This window comes from Candidatus Abawacabacteria bacterium, assembly GCA_016207805.1.
Lineage (GTDB): Bacteria > Patescibacteriota > Gracilibacteria > RBG-16-42-10 > RBG-16-42-10 > JACQZO01.
This window is the reverse complement of sequence record JACQZO010000002.1, coordinates 186,731-211,564: the sequence shown is the minus strand read 5'-3', so window position 1 is coordinate 211,564 and position 24,834 is coordinate 186,731. Positions and strand designations below refer to the sequence as shown.

Annotated in this window: 18 protein-coding genes and 1 tRNA gene; 9 read left to right on the top strand and 10 right to left on the bottom strand. The window is 41.2% G+C overall.

Features of this window, described 5'->3' with window-relative positions; all coding sequences use genetic code 11:
* Positions 1–329 precede the first annotated feature (329 nt).
* Positions 330–1,190 carry a C40 family peptidase gene (locus HY817_01320; protein MBI4835878.1) on the bottom strand — a complete coding sequence of 287 codons (861 nt, stop codon included), beginning with the start codon at positions 1,188–1,190 and terminating at the stop codon, positions 330–332.
* 53 nt (positions 1,191–1,243) lie between these two features.
* Between HY817_01320 and HY817_01315 the strand changes: the two genes are divergently transcribed.
* A complete protein-coding gene (locus tag HY817_01315; GenBank protein MBI4835877.1) occupies positions 1,244–2,632 on the top strand; it encodes an MBL fold metallo-hydrolase in 1,389 nt (462 codons plus the stop codon).
* A 67-nt stretch (positions 2,633–2,699) separates the two neighbouring features.
* Here the strand turns inward: HY817_01315 and bcp are convergent, their stop codons facing one another.
* The 3 genes from bcp to HY817_01300 form a co-directional block, all read right to left on the bottom strand.
* The gene (gene bcp / locus HY817_01310; protein ID MBI4835876.1) at positions 2,700–3,164 is read right to left on the bottom strand and encodes a thioredoxin-dependent thiol peroxidase; all 465 of its coding nucleotides are present in this window, start codon (positions 3,162–3,164) and stop codon (positions 2,700–2,702) included.
* A gap of 959 nt (positions 3,165–4,123) precedes the next feature.
* Positions 4,124–4,645 (bottom strand): hypothetical protein, encoded by a 522-nt coding sequence (locus tag HY817_01305; GenBank protein MBI4835875.1) that lies wholly within the window; start codon positions 4,643–4,645, stop codon positions 4,124–4,126.
* Positions 4,646–4,672: 27 nt separating this feature from the next.
* A complete protein-coding gene (locus HY817_01300) occupies positions 4,673–6,070 on the bottom strand; it encodes a hypothetical protein (protein MBI4835874.1) in 1,398 nt (465 codons plus the stop codon).
* Positions 6,071–6,128: 58 nt separating this feature from the next.
* Between HY817_01300 and queG the strand changes: the two genes are divergently transcribed.
* Together queG and HY817_01290 are read left to right on the top strand one after the other, a co-directional pair.
* A complete protein-coding gene (gene queG, locus HY817_01295) occupies positions 6,129–7,184 on the top strand; it encodes a tRNA epoxyqueuosine(34) reductase QueG (GenBank protein MBI4835873.1) in 1,056 nt (351 codons plus the stop codon).
* Positions 7,185–7,280: 96 nt separating this feature from the next.
* Positions 7,281–7,778 carry a hypothetical protein gene (locus tag HY817_01290; GenBank protein MBI4835872.1) on the top strand — a complete coding sequence of 166 codons (498 nt, stop codon included), beginning with the start codon at positions 7,281–7,283 and terminating at the stop codon, positions 7,776–7,778.
* On the opposite strand, the gene HY817_01285 is transcribed toward HY817_01290, so the two are convergent.
* The 5 genes from HY817_01285 to HY817_01265 all read right to left on the bottom strand — a co-directional run bounded on the left by HY817_01285 (position 7,775) and on the right by HY817_01265 (position 14,535).
* The gene (locus tag HY817_01285; protein MBI4835871.1) at positions 7,775–9,790 is read right to left on the bottom strand and encodes a VanW family protein; all 2,016 of its coding nucleotides are present in this window, start codon (positions 9,788–9,790) and stop codon (positions 7,775–7,777) included. The genes HY817_01290 and HY817_01285 overlap by 4 nt on opposite strands.
* A gap of 11 nt (positions 9,791–9,801) precedes the next feature.
* Positions 9,802–10,119, bottom strand: a complete 318-nt coding sequence (locus HY817_01280) for a hypothetical protein (GenBank protein MBI4835870.1) — start codon at positions 10,117–10,119, stop codon at positions 9,802–9,804.
* 2 nt (positions 10,120–10,121) lie between these two features.
* On the bottom strand, positions 10,122–11,897 hold the full coding sequence (gene aspS / locus HY817_01275) for an aspartate--tRNA ligase (protein ID MBI4835869.1): 1,776 nt from the start codon (positions 11,895–11,897) through the stop codon (positions 10,122–10,124).
* Positions 11,898–12,196: 299 nt separating this feature from the next.
* Positions 12,197–13,501 (bottom strand): histidine--tRNA ligase, encoded by a 1,305-nt coding sequence (gene hisS, locus HY817_01270; GenBank protein ID MBI4835868.1) that lies wholly within the window; start codon positions 13,499–13,501, stop codon positions 12,197–12,199.
* A 77-nt stretch (positions 13,502–13,578) separates the two neighbouring features.
* Entirely contained in the window at positions 13,579–14,535 is a 957-nt protein-coding gene (locus tag HY817_01265) for an S-layer homology domain-containing protein (protein MBI4835867.1), read from the bottom strand.
* A 109-nt stretch (positions 14,536–14,644) separates the two neighbouring features.
* On the opposite strand from HY817_01265, the gene HY817_01260 reads away from it, so the two are divergent.
* The 6 genes from HY817_01260 to HY817_01235 all read left to right on the top strand — a co-directional run bounded on the left by HY817_01260 (position 14,645) and on the right by HY817_01235 (position 22,889).
* Positions 14,645–14,721: transfer RNA gene (locus tag HY817_01260), tRNA-His, on the top strand.
* A gap of 252 nt (positions 14,722–14,973) precedes the next feature.
* Positions 14,974–17,445, top strand: a complete 2,472-nt coding sequence (gene topA / locus HY817_01255) for a type I DNA topoisomerase (GenBank protein MBI4835866.1) — start codon at positions 14,974–14,976, stop codon at positions 17,443–17,445.
* A 148-nt stretch (positions 17,446–17,593) separates the two neighbouring features.
* Positions 17,594–20,704 (top strand): hypothetical protein, encoded by a 3,111-nt coding sequence (locus HY817_01250; protein ID MBI4835865.1) that lies wholly within the window; start codon positions 17,594–17,596, stop codon positions 20,702–20,704.
* A 36-nt stretch (positions 20,705–20,740) separates the two neighbouring features.
* Positions 20,741–21,874 (top strand): hypothetical protein, encoded by a 1,134-nt coding sequence (locus tag HY817_01245; protein ID MBI4835864.1) that lies wholly within the window; start codon positions 20,741–20,743, stop codon positions 21,872–21,874.
* Between the two features lie 66 nt (positions 21,875–21,940).
* Positions 21,941–22,228 carry a hypothetical protein gene (locus tag HY817_01240; protein MBI4835863.1) on the top strand — a complete coding sequence of 96 codons (288 nt, stop codon included), beginning with the start codon at positions 21,941–21,943 and terminating at the stop codon, positions 22,226–22,228.
* Between the two features lie 148 nt (positions 22,229–22,376).
* Positions 22,377–22,889, top strand: coding sequence for an ImmA/IrrE family metallo-endopeptidase (locus tag HY817_01235; GenBank protein MBI4835862.1), 513 nt, complete (start codon positions 22,377–22,379; stop codon positions 22,887–22,889).
* A 77-nt stretch (positions 22,890–22,966) separates the two neighbouring features.
* Here the strand turns inward: HY817_01235 and HY817_01230 are convergent, their stop codons facing one another.
* Positions 22,967–24,724 (bottom strand): threonine--tRNA ligase, encoded by a 1,758-nt coding sequence (locus HY817_01230; protein MBI4835861.1) that lies wholly within the window; start codon positions 24,722–24,724, stop codon positions 22,967–22,969.
* Positions 24,725–24,834 lie beyond the last annotated feature (110 nt).

Below are 24,834 nucleotides of genomic sequence, written 5' to 3'. Positions count from 1 at the left end.
TATTGCGAGAAAATTGCTCACTATTGCTTTTGCTGTGCTTAAATCCAACCGACCCTACTCCTCTACCATTGCATTTCCTTCTTGACTGCGCCCTTTAACTGGCATACCGGACTTTGATCCGGTATCCAGCTAGGACAATGTACCCTCAAATTACCTGTCACTTTGGAGCACTATTGTCCCTGCTGGATACCAAATCAAGTTTGGTATGACAGTTGAGGGAGAGTTGGTAACTGAGCAGATGGGTCAGTTATTGGTTGCTACAGTAAAAATTGACAAGACTGCTCTGGATCACCCCAGACCAGTCTATCAGCTGGCAATTGCGCCTATCACTAAAAAATCTCCACATCATAGTTTCTGTACCCTAGGAATTCATATCCCATGGCTAGCATTTCACTCATCATGTTCTGCATCACCTTACCATTAGTTAAATTAGCATGAGCGACCAATTTAGCTTCAGCATTGATTACAATTCCCACATGTCCGGTAGTATGATGAGTTTTTTCATGATGATGTTCAAAGAAGACTAAGTCACCAATCTTGGGTTCTGTCACAGTATGACCTACTTTCAATTGATCCATACTATGCCGCGGCAAAAGATAATGGAAACAATGACGATAGATGTTTTGAGTGAGCCCAGAGCAATCCACTCCTTGATATGTCAGTCCTCCTCGTAAATAGGGCACGTCTAACCAACGATCAATATAAGCGAGTAACTCTGGCCTATTACTTGCCTTTTGCTCCGGGGGTATCCAACTTGGCGCTCCAGCTAACCGCGTCAATTCGATAGCCCGTATCCAACCAATAGTAGCATCAACTAATTGCACACAATAAAAATCTTTTGCTTGCCAAAGCAATTTTATTGGTTCTTCTTTGATGATTACTTGAGTAGAAAGCCAGGATATATGATCTTGCAAAAGAGTACGGCTCCACACATTAGTGGGAATCTTATCTACATGTGCCCAACCTAGTGCAGGCTCTTGATCAGCAAGAATAACTATTCGCCATTCAACCCTTTCCCCTGCTTGTTGTAGTCGCCGATCCAAAATAGCTTTTTGTTTGTCGGTCAGCATCACACCACCAATTACTATTCGGCTCCCCTCTTCAGTAATATTCAATTCGCATGTAGCTACTCCGTATTTTCTTTGCAGCTCTTTGACAAAACCATTCACAATATTTTTGACTTGATTCATCATGATGCTAAAGACGGGAATATGGTACAATAGAGAGATAAATAAACACAAACATGTTTCTTACTTCATTTGGTGCTGCAGAAGAAGTGACCGGATCTGCTCATTTATTGGAAATAAATGGCAAAAAGATATTATTAGACTGTGGCTTACTACAGGGACATAGAAAGGATGCTCTGAGTCAAAATCGGGCTAATGGTGAAAAGCTGCATGATGTAGATATGATAGTACTTTCCCATGCCCACATTGATCATTCAGGCAATATTCCTACTTTGGTGAAGAATGGTTTTAATGGACCGATTTATACCACTTTAGCTAGTGCTGATCTATGTAGCGTGATGCTAAGAGATAGTGCTCATATTCAAGAAAAGGATTGGGAATACTTAGAAAGCAATAATCAAGAGTTACCAAATGGTGAGCCGCTATATCGAGAGATTGATGCAGTGAATGCCACGGCACTATTCATTGGTCTTCCTTACAATGAAGCTAAAGAAATTGCACCTGGAGTTACTTTGATATTGAGAGATGCTGGCCATATTCTTGGCTCAGCTTTAGTCGAGCTTCATATTGAAGAGAACGGTCAAAAGAAAGTATTGGGCTTCACGGGAGACTTGGGCAGAAAAAATATGCCGATTATCCATGATCCTCATCAATGGACACAGTTAGATTATCTCATTACGGAAAGTACCTATGGAGGACGACTACATGATGATTATAACTCTGTAGAAGAAGAGTTGATTCACATTATCAATGATGCAGTAGCTCACAAAAGTAAAATTATTATTCCTGCTTTTGCCGTAGAAAGAACCCAAGAAGTGATTTATCACCTCAATCTTTTGCAGAAAGCCGGTAAAATTCCCTGTATACCTATATATATAGATAGTCCTCTGGCTATCAATGCCACTGAGATCTTCCGCCGTCATCCTGAATGCTTTGATCAAGAGACCTATGATTCATTTCTCGATGAAAAAAAAGATCCTTTTGGTTTTGCTTGTTTGCGATATGTGCGCACTACAGAAGAATCAAAAGACTTGAATGGCAAATCAGGACCAATGATTATCATTTCCGCTTCTGGTATGTGTGAAAGCGGCCGTATCCTTCATCATCTCAAAAATAATATTGGCGACCCTCATACTATTATCTTGGTAATCAGCTTTATGGCTCAAAATACCTTAGGCCGTGCTATTGCCGAAAAACAAAGAATAGTGCGTATCTTCGGCAAACCTTACTTGCGCCGAGCTCAGGTATACACTATCAATGCATTCTCAGCCCATGCTGACCATCAAGAGCTTCTCGATTATGTTCGTCCCATCAAAGGACTAAAAGAAATATTCATCGTTCATGGCGAATCACAGGCTGCTAGAGCGATTAAATATGGATTAGAAGATATTAAAGCAGCCGAGAAAATTACTGTCAGTAAGGCTAATAAACAATACCTTCTCTAATTCGAAGTTAGCAATTCGAAATGCGAAATGTAGCTCACACTGTACATTTCGCACTTCGAATTTCGCACTAATTCAAAGCTTCAAGCACCTCCTTTGCATGTACTGTAGGGTTTACTTTGGGAAATACTTTTTTGATATTTCCTTGTTCATCAATAATATAAGTGACCCGAAATATACCGAAATACTTCCTGCCGTACATACTTTTCTCCCCCCAGACTCTATAAGCCTCAGTGATTTTACCATCCTCATCGCTAAGTAAATCAAAGTTTAAATGAAACTTTTCCTTAAACTTGAGATGTTTGGCCATAGTATCTCGGCTCACTCCAAGGACAACAGCCCCCTTCGCTTGGATATCACCAATAGTATCCCGAAAGCCACAAGCTTCTTTAGTACAACCAGGAGTATCATCTTTAGGATAAAAATACAGAACTATCTGCTTACCAGCAAAATCCTTAAGACTCACCATTTCGCCTGATGTTGATTGCGCAATAAAATTAGGAGCCTTAGTACCCTGTGCTAAAAAGTCCGCCATAGAGAGAAGTGTTATATCAAAGGAAATATAGCAAGAATGAGGACAAAATTAACAGTTCCTAGGACAAATTAACTATACCCACTTCGAATTTCGCATTTCCCACTTCGCACTAAAAAAAGGCCTTATTTAAGGCACGGCAAGCTTAAATTGGCTTTCAGCAGCTATATGATTACACCACAGACTATCAATCACCGCCACTACATTACCCTTTACGTAGGAATAGCCAGCTGCTATATTGATTTGAAGCTCAGGAAGAAAGAAACACTCCTATAGAGCTTTTGCTCCTTCTCAAGTCACACGATTTTCTCCTCATCGTTCTACCTCGGACAAGATCTCCAAGCCCAACCAAAAATTATTTTTTTATTTTATTGTCTTGCGAGCGCTCCTGTTGGAACGATGAGCCGGGAAATCCTCGGACCAAAGACTCTTCCCCCCTCTTCTAAAGAACAGGCAGAGTCGCAAGCCCTTAAGTAAATCCATAACAAAACTCCAAAATAGATATGTACATTTACTTAGGGCAAAACAAACACAAAAGTACGCTTGGGGCGCTCATCGCCCCTAGGCCATAAGCCCCCAAAAGTACACAAAAATAGAACTTTAACATCAACAACACACTCAGTAGAGAGAAGAAAGTATTTTCTTCCCTGAGAATATTTCCTTTTCTCTACTGCTCGAATATGGTTCAAGACTAAGAGCCGCCCACCTATAATGCTCATCAAAAGGTTTGTCTTCGACTTACACTAGCGATGGGAACGGTCATGGTAGAGACCCTAACACACCAAAGAGCGGTAGAGAATTGATGTAAACAAAGAGTCAATAGTTTCACATCATAAACAAAATCATACTCCTCGTCTCAGTAATATATGATTACATTACTGATAGGACAGGAGAGGCACACAAAAACAAAAAGTCATCTGCAAAGGTGGCTTTTTTGTATTTATTAATATAGGCACCTACTACTAAGCGGGTGACCTTACTTCGATGAGCTGTAACCAAGCATGGTAAGCAGTCATTGCCTGTTTACGGAAGTCATCAATATCCGGTCTACTGACTCTAAAGCAACAAGCATCCCATATGACCATAGGCAAAACAGCCACATGAGCATTTTTGAATACTGTACGACGCGTAACGGCATTCACACTCACCAAGTGTATATGCGCATTACTTCTGATTTCTGCCTCATTCAAAGCCAGGCCATTGATATTACATGGTAAAATGACCAATAACACATCAGTGCCAATAGGATATGTAGCGCTGATATCAATCCCTGTCAGCATTTCAGCTAAAAATCGACTAAAGCCTTCAATACTTATTGCTGTCTTAGGAAAAGCATCTATGGCAGCTCTATAGGTATCAATATCTAACGCTTTGATATGGGCATCTGGTTTATCCCTAGTTGCTACCACGGCCTCTTCAACAGCACGATTTACTTCTTCAACAGCAGATAATAAGTGCATCCCATCAAGATCAGACATAGACATAGATAAACTAGTAAAAATATAATTCAATTATGCTAAAATGCCAAAAGCCTGAGCGTACAAAGGATCTAATTCGTTTTCTAGACATTTAGCTAGGGTACGCAATTCCTCGGCAATCACATTGAGCGGCCTTTGTATAGCAGCATCAACATCCGCCAGCTCACTCATTAATTCTGTAATCGCTAGCAGAGCCGGTGGGGGGTATCCGCTTAAATCACCACTTAATTTACTTTGTAGTTTCGTATTAGTGAATAATTCTGCTTTAGCACTATTAATTATACCGGCAGCAGCCAAAATACTATGCAAGGCTTGGGCAACTGCATAACGATCAGCAAGTGTTAATGATTTGTTTTGCAGGTATAGTCTCCGGGTTAGTTGATTATCATAATATCTTGGTGTCGTTGGTATAGCGATTGAACGCTTCCCCTTAGAGGTATTTATCACCTTCCGTAGCTTCAAGTCTTGAGGAATTATTCCTTCCTCAAAAGTGATTTCTTCATCAGGGAAAAGGACGCTACCGAAATCAATCACAACCGCCTGCTCATTTTCATCCATAACAGCATTATGCTCCTTGAAGTCACCATGCACCCTGCCCTCAATGTGCATGGCATGGAGACCATCTAGAGCATAAGAAAAACCGTGTAACTTTGCTGATGGCGGAATAGTAGGATCAACAGCAATTATCGCATAATTACGTGACCTATTCTGTTTATCAGAGATTCTCTCATAAACCACTTGTGACTGCCCACTACTATCAGCCTCAGTAATTAATAGTGGCTTAGCCAGGTTTTTCATTGGCTTAGCTAAAATACGTCTAGCATTTACTATCTCAGCTGCATGAGCATCACGAATTGCTTGACGATTACGACGAGCCTCAGTAAAGCTGGGATCAGAAACAAGTGGCAAAGGATCCTGACGCGCTGCTTTAAGAACAGCAGGGATCAGAACATTTCCTTTTAGCAAATAGCCATCGACCAGCATTCCCAAACCACCTCCTGCAATTAGCGCTAATTTGTAAAATCTTGTCTTGCGACCAGTTTCTTCATCTAGCAGATCTTCGCCACCAACCAATAAAGCATGTTGAAGGGTTACACTTTTTCGCAATAAATTGAAGTTCCGGACTAATGTCCGACAATCTATTTCATCTACAGCAGTGGCATAGGCTCGCACCCGATTATATACTACTTCTAAATCCAATCTTTCTTGAGTAGCATATACGTTTTCCAACCAAAGCTGTATTTGTGCTAATTGTGTTTTTCTTAAGCGCAACTTTTCCACAGTTTCAGTTGTATCCTCGCCAGCCAACACTGGTTTGATGGCCAATTTAACGGCATCGACATGTTCACGACGTACGGAAGATGCGACGGGTGTTGGGGCACAAGCCGCAGGAGCTTTGCCTAATTTGAAAGGGATTTGATCCAAAGACATACACAAAAGCTATCTTTTTATTATATCATAGCCAAAGAATGAATCGAATAACTGCTTTATGACTCCCCTTTCGCTTATTTATCAATTAGCCAAAGACCAAGGCTTCCAATTAGTAAAGGTAGCCACTGCTCAGAAATTAGCAGCAGAAAAGATCGCATATTTACAATGGCTAGAGAAAAACCACCATGGAGAAATGCACTACCTGAGCCGTGATCCTGCGAAACGTACTGATCCAGACAAAATTCTTCCTGGAGCCAAAAGTATTATCCTAGTAGCCTTAAATTACTATCAAGATAGCCCTGATATGATTAAAGTAGCTCGCTATGCCAAAGCAAAGCCAGACTATCACACAGTGTTTGAGAAAAAGTTGCAAGAACTACAAAAAAAGTTAACAGAGCACTTCTCTAGTATCGAAGCTAAGTTTTATGTTGATTATGGTCCTTTGATGGAAAGACCTTATGCAGCGCAAGCATCAATGGGTTTTATTGGCAAAAACACCTTGCTTATCACCAAAGAATTTGGCTCCTGGGTAGTATTGGGTGAAATCATTACTACCTTAGATTTGGTGCCTGAACCAGCAGAGAAGCATGGTAGTTGTGGCAGTTGCCGACGTTGTCTTGATATCTGTCCCACAGGTGCTCTCAAAGACAATTATGATTTGGATAGTAATCTGTGTATTTCATATTTAACTATTGAATATAAAGGTAGTATCCCGGTGAATTTGCGAAAAAAAATAGGGACATGGCTCTTTGGCTGTGATTTGTGCCAGGAAGTATGTCCGCACAATAGCCGCGCCAAGGCCTATAGCCCCGCACAATGGCAGGATATCAGCATCCAGCCTGATTTAACGAATACTGCATACTTGGGCTCTTTGGACTTTTTAAAAAGAATCTTATCTATTGCCACAGACGAAGAGTTTAAATCATTTTTTGCTAATACCCCTTTTTTGAGAGCCAAAAGAACAGGACTGATTCGAAATGCATGCATCGTTGCCGGCAACTTAAAGGATGCTAGCCTGCTTCCCTACTTAAAAGCATTAATTAATGATTCGTCTCTTCTTATCAAGGAACATGCCCAATGGGCAGTAGAAGAGCTAGTATCAGTGGAGAATTAGCACTTAAAGCAAAGTAGAGTATTGACATGTTATTGTATTTGTTTCACAATAATACATGTAACGATACAAAAACAGATGCTATTGCTACATAAAGACATGCCTGAGGCAGTGAAAGAAACAGTTGATTGTCCTCGCTGCGGCAATACTATGTCAGTACGGGAAAACACTACTACTTTCTGGGAAAAGCAGAAAGAACGATATGCTTATTACTGTAGCAATACTAATTGCATGCATAAAGAGCCGTTACGCAAAGAGGATATCGATTTGATGCGTATCGAACAGAGTTTGATTAAATGGGAAATCGATTTAGAAACTATTGAGCAAGAAATCCTAGAGAAGTATGAAATCAAAGAGTTGCTCCGTTGTTTGAGGAAAACTTTGCACTATTTGCGTAAAGGTAGTGGCCACTTAAGTGCGAAAGATTACTTTTTCCAAGAGTTAACTAATCCCGGACAAAGTAAACGATTACCATTTCGTTTTAAATACATGGTAATTCCGATGCTGTTGATGGCAGCCACCATCATTAGCATCAGTTGGTTAGCACCGCAGCTGGGATCAATGCTTGATGCAAGCTTACTATCACTTCTGCATTAAAGAGATACCGAGCTCGGATCTGAGAAAGCAACAGCAGAAGCTGAGCCCACTAGACCTTCGGCTGGTATTGCCTTATATACCGACACAATATCATGAGTCTCAACCGTACCATCGGGGCGGGTAATATTTTGTGTCCATCTTACTGTGCGGCCATTGTGAGCAGCTTTGGTAATTTTTACTTTTCCTGCTGGCAAATCAGCAGTAGGTACTAAAATAGGACCACCTGGACTTACCCAGCCTGACTTAAACGGCCCATCTAAAGTAACTTTTCTACCATCATGAGTACCATAAATACGCACATAGGCGTCCACCCCACTAGTATCAGTTTGGATCAGCATATAATTAGCTGTGTCATTCACGAACACTAAATCTTGAGAACCTGGGTAGATAGTGGCATCAATTCCCGATCTGGGATCATCTTCACCGACATAATAGGAAACCAAGTAACTATGGGCACGACGCTCAAGTACTTTAAGACCAGATTCGATCAAAGCACGATACATAGTGGTAGATACTTGGCACAAGCCGCCACCAGCTTCGGGTACAGTTTTCTTGCCGCCTTCTTTAATTACTAATTCTTCTTTCCAGCCTGCTTTTACAGTGACTGGTCCCAGCAAACTGTTAAAGGATAATTTTTCACCAGGAGCGAGCAGTAAATTATTATATATTGCTAATCCCTTTCTAATATTAAAGTTACGAGCACTACTCGAGCCCACAAAGCGGGAATGACCAATACCAAGAATATCCTTGAGACCAAGATCTTGCCCTTCAGTAGAAATAAAACGCGCCTGTTCATAATTTACTACCAGAGAGACAGATTCAATAATGTGATCAGATTTTTGTAAGAGCTGATTGGTGACTGTGCTATTAAACGTGGCCTCTACCGCTTCTCGGGTTTTTATTTTGTCCACTGTGTACCCATCACTCAACTCTCCAGATACTGTAGCGTAACGTTTGCCCTCAGCAGGCAAAGCAACAATGACATCTTGTTTTTTTTGTTCTATTGCGGGCAGAATCTCCCTGCTCAATAGATTATCCCATTTGTTGCTATTGAGAGTAATCACTAACTTCCCTTCATGGGATATGAATTCTAGCCATTCCCAGTCCTTTTCTGGATCAATAGTAGTCTTTACCTTTTTTCCATTGCGATCATAGACCAACGATACAGTTTTTTTGAGCCAATTCTCACTAGCACGGATAGCTTCGTATGCTTCTTCATCAGTAATTTCAGGTATTCCTTCAAAAGTGCGTACCAGTACTGGTAACGCATGTCCTTGTTCAATCATGGTGTTAACAGTGGCGGTGATTTGTTGAAAGTTGGCAGTACGATGAATCTCGGCAGGGATTACTGAAAAATAAGGTACTTTCTTACTATCCTGAGCTAGATATACTGAAGCATTTTTAGGCGGAATTGAGATGCTGGGAATATTTCTTTGCAAAGCATGGGCTAGTACCGCTTGGTCCAAAGTCAAACCACTTTTCACATACGTTGGCCAAAAGAGGGATCGCCAGACATCATGAGGCTTACGTTGTTGTAAATTGGCCATTACTCTAGTGAAATCATAAGTAATACCAGCTTCAGCAAAGGGAATTTGGTAGGTTACGTCATCAACGATAAATGCTAGTGGCTTGCTTGCAAGCGATTGAAAATTTTCTGCTATTCTCGTTTGCGCCTCATCATAGGAGAATCCGCCGACAGGAATAGAACCGACAAAAGTATTAGGCAACGTGCGCGTTTGATAAAAATATTCAAAGCCAAAGTAAATAGCAGCCACTAATACCAGTACACCAATGACCATCAGAGTAGTTGCCCTTAATACTGGTAATAGCCATGCCCAAAACTGCTTTTTAGCTGCACGATTGTCTCTCAGCAGCGAATCTGCCTGATTAACTTCTTGTTCAGAGGACTGGTGTGGGACCGGTGTTGGATGTTTCAGAGTTTCCTCTTTCCTCTGTTTTTTTACTGAATGAGCAGATTTTTTCTTGCTCCTCTTTTTTTTCTTCTTGTCCATAACAAAATCGATTAAACTTTTTCATTCTCCCCCTCCACCCCTTCGATACGAGGTAGCCATTCTTTTGTTAACTCCGCTATCTTATGTAATGCACTTTGTATTTCTTTACTATGCCAGGCATGGTCAACTGTTTCACCGATGTCCTGACACATAGCAATCATTTCGTCTTTGAGCCATAAAGCCTGTCCCCAGGCACCATCCTTCTCTTTGACTGTAGCTAGCTGAGAACGCAATACAGAACCCTTTTTCTGAGCAAATAATACGCCTAACATAATACCGCCAAAAAGTCCCCATAGCCACCAGCTTGTCAGTAAAGAATGTTTTTTCATAATTACTTTTGTGGTAATGAAACTTGAATATTTGCTTCACGAAGCTCGCGCTCAGTTACAGGACTCGGTGCTCCTAGCATTAAATCTTGGGCTGTTTGATTTTTAGGAAAAGCAATCACTTCACGAATATTAGGTTCATTGGCAAAGAGCATCACTAGACGATCCAAGCCCCAAGCCATACCCCCATGAGGAGGGGCTCCATAAGAAAAAGCTTCTAGCATATGGCCAAAACGTCTCTCGGCATCAGCTTCACTAATATTCATCAAAGAAAAAATCTTTGATTGTAAATCTCGCTCATGAATTCTCATGGAACCGCCACCAATTTCGATACCATTAAGCACGACATCATGAGCCACTGCCCGAGCCTGCTCAGGGTTTGTGTCCAACAAATGAACATCGGTAGCCAATGGTCTAGTGAAAGGATGATGCATAGCTTGTAAATTACCTGTTTCACTATCTCGTTCAAACATAGGAAACTCTATTACCCATAGATAAGCAAGCAAGCTTTCATCTTGTAAGTTGAGTAACTTGGCTACAGCAAGACGTACTTGGCCCAAGCTTTCGCAGGCAACAAAAAACATATCAGCAGTAAAAAAGGCCATATCACCCTTTTGTAATGCCAAAGCAGTTACTAGTGAATCTTGTTGACTTTGATCCAAGAATTTTAGAAAGGTGGATTTCAACTCTCCAGATTCTTCCATTGCTAAATAGGCCAGCCCCTTGGCACCTTTACTCTTAGAAACTTCGGTCAAATCATCAATTTGTTTACGGGTAAACTTTGCCCCTCCTGGCACACGCATGGCTTTGACTATTCCGCCCTTTTGGACAGTATCGCTGAATACTTTGAAACCACTATTTTTCATGATCTCGGAAACATCTATAAACGACAAATCAAAGCGAATATCCGGTTTGTCGCTACCATATTTGCTCATAGCTTCATGCCATGTCATCCGCAAAAATGGTTCATGTAACAATTTCTTTTCTGGTAAAAATTCTTTACTTAGTTCAATCAGTAGCTTTTCATTAGTAGCAATAATATCTTCTTGGGTAACAAAAGAGAATTCTTCATCAAGCTGTGTGAACTCTGGCTGGCGATCACCTCTTTGGTCTTCATCCCGGAAACAACGAGCAATTTGGAAATAACGTTCCAGACCAGCAACCATACAAAGCTGCTTGAGCTGTTGAGGACTTTGGGGAAGCACATAAAAATTACCAGCATGTAAACGGCTGGGTACTAAATACTCACGAGAGCCTTCAGGAGTACCTTTAATTAAAATCGGCGTTTCAATTTCTAAGAAGCCTTGATCACTAAAGTAGTCACGAATATGCTTAATCACCTTATGACGCAACTTGAGATTGTTTTGCATACGCTCTCGACGAAGATCAAGGTAACGATATTTTAAACGCAGTTCTTCATTGGCAATTTGCTCTTCATCAATAGCAAATGGGGGTGTCTTGGCAGTATTTAAGATTACTAACTGGTTAACATGAATTTCAATTTCACCAGTAGCGATATGCTTATTTGCTAACCCTTCAGGACGAGCAACCACAGTACCAGTAATAGACAGCACGTACTCAGAACGTACTCCTTCAGCCAAGGCATGCGCCTCACCATTCACTTCAGGATTAAATACAATTTGGGTAACACCGTCACGATCACGCAAGTCAATAAAAATCAACTCTCCATGATCCCGACGCCGATGCACCCAACCAGCCAAGGTAACTTCCTTACCGACTAAATCTTTGGATAACTGAGAAGAAAAATAATTGCGGAACATAAAATAGTTAATAAACAACGACAAGGGCACTATACGAGAAAGAAAATCTAAAATCTAGAAGCTAGAATCTAATTCATCATCTGTTTGTTTGGCAAACAAAAACTGACCAGGTTGCTTGACCCAACAAATACACCATATGTCATATCGAGCTTGTCGAGAGACCTGATACATTTGTAGTGTTTTCAATAATGATGTCTAGAAACCACCGCTGAATCAGATCCCTCCACAAGGTCGGGATGACAATGGGAGGATGTGTGCCGTTCAAGCAATCTAGTCAGTTTTTTCTTGAACAGCAACAACTAGAGCACACTCATTTTGCTAACCAAATCAGTCAATTTTATTGTCTGGGACTCCCCTGTCTGCATATTTTTTAGCTGGATTTTTCCTTCTTTGGCTTCATCGGGGCCCAGAATGAGAACGTACGGAAATTCTAAATCATTGGCATATTTCATCTGTTTACCAATTTTTTCTGCCCCTCCAGGATAAACCATGGCTCTTTTTCCGATCGCTCTTAGTTCAGCGGCAATACTAGTTACTTGAGGTAAAAATTCATTAGTAAAAACTACCAATAAAACTTCAGGAGCAATCTTGGGATAAATAATAGGATGCTCTTGAAATAATTCATACAAGGTTTCCAAACCGACCCCAACACCCACACCTGGTAAATCCCTATCACTGAAAGCATTCGCCAAACGATCATAACGTCCCCCACCAGCAAAAGAAGTACGGCCAAATACAGGCAATGTCACTTCAAAAACCATACCTGTATAATAATCCAAGCCTCGTACTAAATTGAGATTAACAAAAATATTATTTGCCTGGACACCAGAAGCAGTAGCCAATTGAATAATAGAGCGCAAATCATTAATTCCATTTTGTGCTTCTCCTGATCCCCCAAAACGCTCCTCCAGCCAATTTAATGTTTTTTCTGCATCACGCTCACTCCACTGCAAAAGCTCCAAAATTACCCGATGCGATTCTTCCGGAATACCGCGTTCTTGCAATTCTTTCTTGACACCATCAACACCCACTTTATCAAACTTATCGATGGCACGGAAAGCCTCTAGCTGTAACTCTTTAGGAATATTCCAACTAGCCATCATCGCAGTCAAAATACCACGATGATTTAAGTTGATCACGAAATCTTGCAATCCCAAAGCATACATTCCACTAGCAACAACAGTAATAATTTCAGCATCACTCACTGAACTAATAGAACCGACAATATCGGCATCACATTGATAAAACTCACGTTTTCTTCCTTTGCGTGGACTATCAGCTCGCCACACCTTGGCTATTTGATACCGTTTAAAAGGAAACTTCAAATCGTTTTGATGTTGCACTACCGCTCTCGCTAAAGGCACAGTTTGATCATAACGAAGCGCAACTTTTCTATCGCCATTATCGGTAAAGCGATAAATTAACTTTTCTTCTTCACCAATTTTACCCAATAAAATATCTTCATATTCAATAGACGGTGTATCAAGCTCACCATAACCAAACAGCTCAAATGTTCGCCGCCACGTATCCATCAGATAACGCCGCAAATACATTTGTTTAGGCAGATAATCAGAAAAACCCTGGAGTGTGCGTGCTTCAATCATAAAGATAGTGCGAAATTTGAAGTGCGAAATGCGAAGTGGTTGAGCATCATTTCGCACTTCGCACTGTCCACTTCGAATTAATTTACAGTTATACTTCCCACCATTTCCGGATGGAAGATACAGGTATAGTTAAATGTTCCCTTTTTAGTAAAGGTGAAACTAAAGGTTTGATTTTGGCCCATAGAGCCTGAATCAAAATAACCAGCATCACCGATGCGGAGATCTTTAACAGTTACCGTATGAGGTGCTGTGTCCATATTTTTCCATACCACAGTGTCTCCAGCATTAATGCTAAGCGCTGGTGGATTGTAACGAAAACTCTGCATACTCACATTTACTGTCTTGGGAACAACAGCAGCTGCCGTTGGACTTGGTGTGCTAGGGTTAGCACCAAACGGCGCATAATTATTTTGTTTGATTACCAAGAGACGATACATCATCTCAGCCACTTCACCACGCTTCATGGCAATACCGGTACCATAAATATTACCATTAGCTAATGCTAGATTTTTCAATACAGAAAAATAAATGTATGGAGCCAATTCCATCGTTTGTGGCGCATCAATTAAATAGTAATTCGTTGGTGGTTCCGGTTGTAAATTATTGATTTTAAGCAAAATCTTTGCCGCCTCACCACGAGTCACGGCAGCATCAGGACGGAATATACCTTCACCATATCCTTTGACAGCACCAGTAGCAAAGGCCCAATTAATATACTGCTTCAGCGCATGAGTATTGGCGACATCACGAAAAGATGGTGTTTGATTGGCAAAACTTACTGTGGCAATACCAGCACCATTGGCAGCAATTTTGATTAACTCAGCACGAGTGACTACATTGTCTGGTCGGAAGAGACCATCTGGATAACCATTAATAATATTGCGATCACGTAAATACTGTACTGCCTGATAAGATTGATGAGTGGTAGGAACATCAGGGAAATTTGCTGCAGCAACATGTTCAAATCCCATTACAAACACTAATGCTGAAACTACAGATAATGAGAGTAATCGTTGCCCAGAAAATGTGCGCATGAAAAAATCTTAATACAATTAAGATAGTAAGTAACAGCACGAACATTGTCTAGCAAAAATCTTTACAAAGACACACAAACATATTAATTTGCCATAGCTTCGTTATATGACGCACGTAGCTCAGTTGGTTAGAGCATCAGGTTGTGGTCCTGAGGGTCGTGGGTTCAAGTCCCATCGTGCGTCCCACGAGCTCGCTGGCGAGTGAGTCTTATTTTTCATTAGTTATTTTTTATCCCTTCTCTTTGCCTGAGTATATTTACGCGAGCTCGAAAAATGAAAAAGTAATGAAGGATAAAGCATGAAAGAGACACAAGCATACGCCATTATCTAGAATCGACCTATCATCCCAAACTCTGATTTTTGAGCGCATATAGCCGTCCTTCTTGCTTTTTTAAAATTCTTTCTCGTATACTGGGCGCCGTAACCGCAATCTTTTTCATGGCTAAAAATTTAGTAATAGTCGAATCTCCTGCCAAAGCAAAAACAATAGAGAAATTTTTGGGTAAGGATTATGTGATCAAAGCATCTTTTGGTCATATCCGTGATTTACCGAAATCAAAATTAGGCGTCGATCCAGAAAATAATTTTGCCCCCACATATGTAGTGTCAAAGGAGGCTCGGACACAAAAGGCCGTGAAAGATCTCAAAGAACAGCTCAAAAAAGCAGAGATTGTTTGGATTGCAACTGACGAAGATCGAGAAGGAGAAGCTATTGGCTGGCATTTAACCCAGGCCCTACCGATTAAAAAAAGTCAAAAAGTACATCGCATTGCTTTTCATGAAATTACGAAAACAGCCATCTTGCATGCTCTAGAAAATCCCAAGGACATCAACATGCATTTGGTTGATGCTCAACAAGCTAGACGTATCGTGGATAGGATAATGGGTTATGAACTGTCACCTTTGCTATGGGAGAAAATACGTTATGGCCTTTCTGCTGGTAGAGTGCAGTCTGTTGCTGTTCGTTTGGTAGTGGAAAGAGAAAGAGAAATTCGCAATTTCAAGCCGGAAGAAAGTTGGACCATTGATGGCCTTTTTCATACTAATGACAAAAGTAATTTCAAGGGACAATTAACGTATATTAATGGTCAAAAAGCAGGATTAAAGATAGAACCGGAGACGACACCTATTTTGACTGATTTAGCCCGACTTCCCAAAACCGGTCAGGTGGTCACTGTAACTGAGAAGGAAAAAAGACGGTACCCAGCACCACCCTTTACCACTTCCACTATCCAACAAGAAGCAGCTCGCAAGCTAGGTTTTTCGGTAAAACAAACCATGATGGTGGCACAACAATTATATGAGGGTATTGATTTACCTGAAGGCAGAACTGGGCTTATCACCTATATGCGTACTGACTCAGTTAATTTGGCCCAAATAGCATTACAGCAAATTCGCACTATTATTGAGAAACAATTTGGCAATGCATATTTACCAGAAAAACCACGATACTATCGTAGTGGCAAGCAAGCTCAAGAAGCTCATGAAGCAATTCGTCCCGTTCATGTGGATTTAACACCAGATTATTTAGAAAAAAAAGGAGCACTCGATGGCCAACAATTAGCGCTGTATCGTTTAATTTGGCAAAGGACAGTAGCCTGCCAAATGGCCGAAGCTAAATTGAAGCAAGTGGCTGCTGATATCGCCATTGCTGGCGAACAGAACAAATATACTTTTCACACTTCTGGCCAAATCATTACTTTTCCTGGTTTCATCAAAGTATATATTGAAGACTTTGATAGTCGCGAAGAGGCAGCTGAAGATGAAGAAAGTATTTTGCCTCCAGTAAAAGAAGGTGACAATGTCAGCTTGGAGCAATTGTTTCCCGAGCAACACTTCACTAAACCACCAGCACGATATACTGAATCTAGTTTAGTAAAAAAACTGGAACAAGAAGGTATCGGCCGTCCTAGTACTTATGCCCCTACCATCTCTACTATTGTCTCACGTGGTTATGTGGACAAAGAAGGCAAAACCTTAAAGCCGACTGATACTGGTGAAGTGGTAAATGATTTCTTGGTAAAGTTTTTTGATGACTATATCAATGTTCATTTCACGGCCGAGATGGAAAACAAACTGGACACTATCGCTGAAGGTAACAACAAATGGGTAGATGTAGTCAAAGATTATTATTACCCTCTGCACAAATCGATAGAGAGCAACAAAGAAAATATTGCCAAAGCAGATGTAGTCAGTGAACAAACAGATGAGAAATGTGATGTTTGTGGTGCGCCAATGGTGATTAAGTTAAGTCGTTTTGGTAAATTTTTATCTTGCTCTCGCTATCCTGAATGCAAGAATGCCAAGACCATGGATGGCAAAGAACAAAATGATCAAGAGCTAGGTGAGGACAGTGCAAGCGGTATGAAAGTAACATTTCGCACTGGACGTTATGGCCCTTATGTACAGCTTGGTGAGGATCAGGGCAAAGAAAAAGCGAAGAAGGTCTCGACAGCATATGGCCCCAAATTAGTACCTGTATCCCCTACTTTGCATAACCCACCTACATTAGAAGAGGCTTTGCAACTACTCGCTCTGCCTAAGAAATTGGGTACTGATGGTGAAGATATTCTTATTGGCATAGGTAGATTCGGCCCGTATATCAAAAAAGGTACTGAGTTTCGTTCTATCCCAAAGGAAAAAGACTTATTGGTACTCACCCTGGAAGAAGCTAAAGAAATTTTGGCCACTGAAAAGAGCAGTAGTCGAAGAACAGCCACCGCACTTAAGGAGTTAGGAATTAGCCCCAAGACAAAGAAACCGGTAAGAATTATGCAAGGAAGATTTGGTCCTTATATTACTGATGGGACAAAAACTTTCGCCTCCTTGCCAAAAGGGAAAAGCATTGAAGAAACAACTCTAGAAGAGGCATTGGAGTTGATTGCCAAAAAGAAGCAAAAGAAAAAGTAGTAGCATGCTCAAGGTAGAGTAGGCGAAAAATTCAGCAAATTCATAATTACATCATAAGTAAGCGATCAAAGCCACTGTTTTCCTAGGACCGGGATGGTCTAATGAGAATATCCATGCTATTGATACTTTGGATTTATTTACTCAATACATGCGAAAGCTTGCTGCCATAGGACGACGCAAAGACACTCTTGATAATGGTCATAATTTAGCCAACGTTTCACCTTCGACTGGTAGAACCCAATTAGTTACAGTTCTGACGTCAAGAGCTCAACAATCAGCCCCCCAACCTGAACGAGCCGATGCTCGACCGTCTGGTGTCTATGGTCGAGATCCAAATCAACCCTACGATCATGACGATATTGATGATGATGGCTTCTTTGAATCATTACCAGCACTACGAAAAGATCCAGCTATAGAACTAGAAACAAGCGACTTGCGTGAGGTTTACACACCAAGGCAGCGCTCTGTAGTGCCTGAGAAACGGCTTGCAGACTTAGCTGAGAGCTTAATAAAGAAGCGGGATAGTTTATTAACGCACACGCGCCCACTGGAAGCAGCAGCGAGTAAAGGTGTTTTGACTGCTCAACAATTGCAACAAGCAGTTATCGGTTTAGCCCAAGAGGAATTATATGATTTTGTATCGATCGAATTTAGAAAAGCAAAACGTGCTCAAGCACAAAAAGTTATTGATTTAGGAAATGGCACAGTACTCCCCCAACTAGCCAGAGTAATCAATTATCATACTGAGAAAAAAAGCCTAGACGCTGCAACTTTACAAACACTACATACTACCTACCGAGCATTAGCCCAAAAGTTGGCCACGATCAAAGCATCTGCCACCGGAGAATTGACAGGACCTCTGGACATCGCAGTACCTACTGATATCAGTGATGCCATAAAAATATTAAAGCAATTGGGCTACTATTTAGGTAATGAAACGGTCGTGATTGCAGTTGATGAATTGGAAAGACAAAGACTGGAACAAGCACCGATCAATACCTTACATTATGCTAAGCAGCGCCTTCTAGATCACATGGCAATGCATAGTAACAAAGTTATCGCTGACAATAGGGAAAAACAGGCACAGGTAAAAGCTGGCACACTCACAGCAGCTGTCTATGAGGATCCCATGGGAGGAAAATGGCAAGAACTCAAACTAAAAGTTACTGCTATTAATCAAGTATTAGCCCAAGTAAAGGGTCAATCTGACCAATTACAATTTGCCGCTGCCCTGGAATTGTATAGAGCACAACCGGTGATTGAACAACTCAACAGAGATTTGGCGCGCCTAAAAATTTCTTCTAAAGAAGACCTTGCAGCAAGAAGAGCGACCATTACTTATTTAACTCAACATGGGGCAAAGCGTTTGGCAGCCTTGAGTCTCGATGAGTGTCAGACCCTAAGCCTTGAAGACATTCACATCACAGCCGATGATGAAATAGCAGCCTTGGCTGAAGTACTTACCTTCATGCGTGAACATCAGCAGCGAAACAGACAAGGGCACTTATTTCATGAACTTACTCAATTTTTAGGTAAAGTGAAGGATCGCCAAATGAGTCTAAAGCTTTATCACCTAGCCAGCGCCAAGGGAGTCTTCTTGCGCGATCCCCAATTTAGCCAATCTAAGCCGCCAGAACAGATGACTGCTGGACACAAGAAAGCAGTGTATGGACTAGCAGCTGAGTTGACCTATAGATTGCTCCAAAATCCTTCAGCAAGAGCTGTGCTTTTTGAATCGGCATTTGCCACCATGCCTCATACCACTGATATTGCCATCAATCGAGCAATACGTAGAGAATTATTACATGAGGTGCAAAAGCTAGAAGCAGCGATCAAAGCTATATGGCGTACGCTCTCAGTAAGCTTGGGGAAATTAGCAGATGCCACACTTGCGGCTGCCGATCATCATCCTACTAGAACAGATGCCATTAGAGAATTTGCCCTTAATGGCCTATCTTCAGCAGAAAAAAGAATATTTCATTGCATATTGCGAGAAAAAGCTCGGAAAAGTTGCCCAGTAGATGCTATGCATCGCTTTGTAAGAAAAATCCGCAAACATGTGGATAACAATCCTGGTAACAGAATAGGCATATTGAAGGCTGCCATTGCCAAGGTGGCTCCGCATGAAAGAGACACTTTCTGGCGTTTATACAGAGATGGGCCAGATGCCCCCAAGATGAGAGCAGATACTGAAGTTTTTGGTATCAATCAGCTGGTGACACAGCAGACGACACCCTTACCGGTTTCACTTAAACCTAGCAATATTAGTCAATTGCCTCCACTTAAAACGCCTCCTGCTCCCAGCATTAAAACTACTTTTCAGGAAATCTCAAGAGCAGTTGTGATCAGACTGCCTCAAACAACAAAGTCGCGCTGGACTACGCTAGCAGCAGCTGCAGCTTTGACTGGAGCAGTAGGCCTGGGAACAACCCCAATATCTGCCATTTCCCATCCTGGGGATAACACGCTCAATGCCATAGGTGTATCAGCAACTATTGATCCTGATCACTTGCCTGCAGCTATGCCAATGATCCGCACTTCAATCTCCAGCATTTATATGGGCAGGGCAGCAAGCGGTAGACCAAGAGCGATACACTTGCAACAGACCTCAACTATTAATGGTGCTTATTCCAGTCCAGCAACTGTTATTGCCAATACTACAGTGCCCGGTATAGACACCATAATGCCTTTTGCCCATGCTCGCGTATTGTATTTCCCAGAAGAAATAACAGTTGAAACTCCCGCGAACCTGCACTCGGTGCTTTATGGCTACATGCAAAGAGGTATTTTCAAACAAGCATATCCTAATTATCAAGTGGGTCCATTAGATCAAAGCATTGTATTAGCAAATCTTGCTGGGAGAGCACGGTATATTCAGGAACATATGAAAACCGGGGACAAAATATCTTTTGCTATTAATCAGGCTGGCAAGGTAGTTATTACCGGTTGGCAAAGAGGCGCATTTTCATTATTGCGTGGGGAGCCAGTAGAATTAGCTACCAATCGCCTACCCAATTTAGGACGCTTTCGCCAAGCCCCAGTTCAAGCATCCCCAATAGTAGGTATGACCAAGATTGCTCCCCCGCCCACAAGTGCTGAGGCCAGACATTGGGCCAACTTTGCCCCTCAATTAAAAGAATATGCGACAACATTTGATGGAACTAAAATCCCCCCCACACACACCATCACTCGAGCAACTATTCAACCAACAACAATGTGGGGAAAGATCAAAAGTTTCTGGACAAAACTCTGGAGCTAGAGGTAGAAAGGGATTGTAAAAACAGTTATTTATTTTATGAGTGCTTCACTTGATCATGCATCATGGGGTTTACTTACTCGTGCAGTCAGTCCAGGTGTGGAACTTTCACCGGCTGAATTAACAGAACTGTTAGCATTAGTAAGAGAAGTGCGAACAGAATTGCAAGAAGTCACAAGACCATTAAGTGAAATCCTGAACCCTAGAGCACAAATAAGTAAATTGCTTGGTGTAAAATTAATTCCTAGTAAACATTTGCCACTTCCTGATGTATTACATATTCAGGCTAGTGACCATTACCAAGAATTAAAATCCCGTACTGCTACAGTTAAAGTAATATATGGTCCTGAATTAAAACATGGTACAGATAGCATAGTACAAAAAGTATGGCTTACTATGGATGGCAAATCATACTGTCCGGCAGCTTACAAAGTGGGCAATTCCGATCTTGGTAAGGAAAAACTTCGTAGAGAACGCGATTATGCAGCACATTTGATTGGTTTACATAACAGGGATCTTGACACTCATGGTCTGGTGGCCCCTTTACTGGTTACCCGGACAGGAGTGTTTTATGAATATATTCCCGGCCCTGAATCTATGCCACTCAATTTACAAGAAGCATTTGAGAACCACAGCATCAACGCCGTGGCCTGGTTTGAAATCATGCGTCAACTCGCGGCAACATTAGATTGGCTACATAGTAATCATCTGATGTGCCATGACTTGCGGCCCGATAATATATTTTTGAATGCTAATCTCCGTGGTTTTATTGGTGATGCTAGCTTGCGACATTATGAAGACATTATTGATCCTCATGCTGGTGGATTTGTCTCTAATCCTGAATATTATGATTTAAGGCTAGTCGTACAACAGCAACGTTATCGTGACACTTTGGATATCGCTGATAAAAATGCTGTGGGTGCATTATTAATGCATGGATTGATTCACTTCGGTATAGTCCAAGCCCCCAACACACAACCGACCCATCCTTCGGCTCGAGAATTATATCAACTTGCTAAAGATTTGCATGAAGCAGTCTTTCATCGTCATCGTCATTTTCTTAATAAGCCTAAGAATGGCAGAGACACTCAATTCCACAGCTGGCCTGATATTGCCAGAAAGTTAACGGTTCGAACTCGCAAGTCACCCTTGGTATCCTTAGAAACAAGATAAGCATCCCCAGTTGGCCGGTTCATATAATTCATGCTATAAAGGATCTGACTTCTTTATCTCTATCTTATGCCAAAGAAGAAATCTTCTGATTCGGCTCCAGCAAACAAATATGGTATTACCGGATTAGCATTTGGTAGACCCGGTTTTAGTTTAGAAACACCCAAATTCAGCCTAGTCAAAGAAGAGATAAAGGTTGAGAAAAAGGCAAAAACAACGAGTAAAAAAGTGGGTAGTAAAGAAGTAAAGACTACCACTCCTAAGGCTAGTACTAAAAATAGTGGGAAAAAGTTCAATCAAGCAACTCGATCCGTCCCTAAGACCACTATTCGCAAAACAGCAGGTAGAGGGAAATAAAAGCCGTACTAAACAATATTATTACATTCGGCGAATATTTTCTGACTCTTTGGTGATGAAAAGAAGAGGCTTTTTGAGCTAATTTAGCTATCTTCTTGCTCAATAGCCCCAGCATGCTATAGTGAAATCAGCTTTCACCAACTTCTCTATGCAAGCCTTAGCAAAGCCACTACAAGAAGAAGCGGAACGCATCATTCTAGAGCTCTATGCTCAAGGTGAATTTGATGTACTCGCTCTATGCCAGCAATTGAATATCAAGGTATTTAACGTGCATTGCCCAAAGCCTCATCAAGGAAGCAAATTAACTAAACACCATAAAAGCTGGACGATTTGTGTTAATGGACATGAGCCTAGAGAACATCAACGTTTTCTAGTCGCTCATGAGCTAGGTCATTTTTTTTCTCATCAATATGGCTTAGAAAAGGAAGAAAATATTAATACTTATGAATGTTGCATTGATGAAGAAGGGAAACATAATCACTCACATACTCAAGCCAGTCAATTTGCGGCCCAAATTATGATGCCTGAATCCACAGTGAGAGCACTTTATCAAGCAGGGAATAATCTAGGCGAAATGGCCCGTTACTTTGGTGTATCAGAAGCAGCAATGTCCTTTAGATTGATTGACTTAGGCTATGGGATTGTAGAACAAACAAGCTAATTAATGCGAAGTTAACAGTGCGAAATGCGAAGTGGCTGGTTGAGCCTTATTTCGCACTTCGAATTACGAACTTCGCATTAGTAGGTTAGTTGTCGACTGATAATTTCCGCAGCAAGCCTTGCTTGAAAGTCCACAACTTTCATTACTTCTTGTTTTTTAGTGTGAAAGTTACGTACCGCCACACTTTCTTGTTCCATTTCTTTATCACCAATTACTAGCATATAAGGAATCTTGTGCATTTCTGCTTCACGAATACGTTTACCTAGGCTTTCATTGCGATCATCAATAGCCACACGGATATTTGCTTTGCTTAACTCACTAGCGACTTTTTGCGCACACACATGGTGAGTTTCGGCAATGGGAATAATTTGCACCTGTAGTGGCGCCAACCATGTAGGAAAAGCACCGGCAAAATGTTCAATCATTACCCCCATAAAACGTTCCAAGGAACCAGAAATTGCGCGATGAATTACTACCGGGCGTTCTTTTTCACCATTTTCATTCGTAAAACTCAAGTCAAAACGGATCGGCAAGTTAAAATCACACTGAATAGTAGCTAGTTGCCATTCACGACCGATGGCATCTTTAAACATGAAATCTAGCTTGGGTCCATAGAAAGCAGCTTCTCCTTCACCAACTTTGTAAGGCAACCTTTCTTCTTCACAGACTTGTTTCAAGGCCCCTTCAGCAGTGTTCCAAATTTCGTCTGATCCTAAATACTTTTCTTTATGTTCATTATCTCGAATGGACAGACGTACCCAGTAGCCCTCCATCATACCCATAGTGGTATAGAATTCTTTGATAATGGTTGCGATAGTTTTAATTTCTTGGCCAATTTGGGATACTCGACAGAAAAGATGGCCATCATCTTGGGTAATGGCGCGGACACGAGTCAGTCCCCCCAATTGACCCGATTTTTCATCACGATAGACTGTAGCAGGTTCAAAATAACGAATCGGCATATCACGATACGAAAATTGATTATCAGCAAAGATTTGCATGTGATGAGGACAATTCATGGGCTTCATAATGAAATCCTCTTCTTTGCCCTTAACACGAAATAGCTCATCGCCAAATTTTTCGGCATGACCTGAGGTAACATACAAATCATGCTTAGCAATATGAGGCGTCCACACCCGCATATAGCCTTTATCTTTATGTAATGCCCAAAGATATTCTTCTAATTCTCTACGAATAATAGCTCCCTTTGGTTGCAAAAGAGGAAGCCCCGCACCTACGAGCACAGAGGAAGTAAATAGTTTTAACTGTTGACCCAAGAGACGATGATCACGTTTTTTTGCCTCTTCTTGTTGCGTGAGATATTTATCCAATTCTTGTTTAGTTTCGAAACAAACCCCATAGATACGTTGCAACATTTTATTTTTTTCATCGCCACGCCAATAAGCACCAGCTATCTTGGTAAGCTTAAAAGCACCAATTTCCTTAGTACTCTCTACATGCGGCCCCTCACACATATCGACAAATACTGAGCCATTTTTATAAAAAGAAATTTCGCTGACTGGAAGCGCTTCGGCCATTTCCACTTTGTATTCTTGATTGATTTTTTTCAAAAACTCTATTGCCTTATCTTTAGGTTCAAAGTAATGCTCAAAAGGCAAAGCCATGGCAATATACTTTTTCATTTTTTCTTCCAGCAATTCCAAATCTTCAGGAATTAAAGTGCGCGGTAAGTCCACATCATAATAAAATCCATGTTCAACGGTAGGACCAATAGCCAATTTACCATCTGGGAACATTTCCATAATAGCCATTGCTAGTACATGTGCTGCACTATGGCGCATGCGTTCTATGTGGGAATCATCTTTGGTAGACATAAAAAGATTTGTAAAGTAATTCTGAGTGCTATCTTGCAGTAAACAGGATGGCAGTTGAAGGACGAAAGCGCGGCAATACTAGCACAAGGAATGCGAAGTTCGAAGTGCGA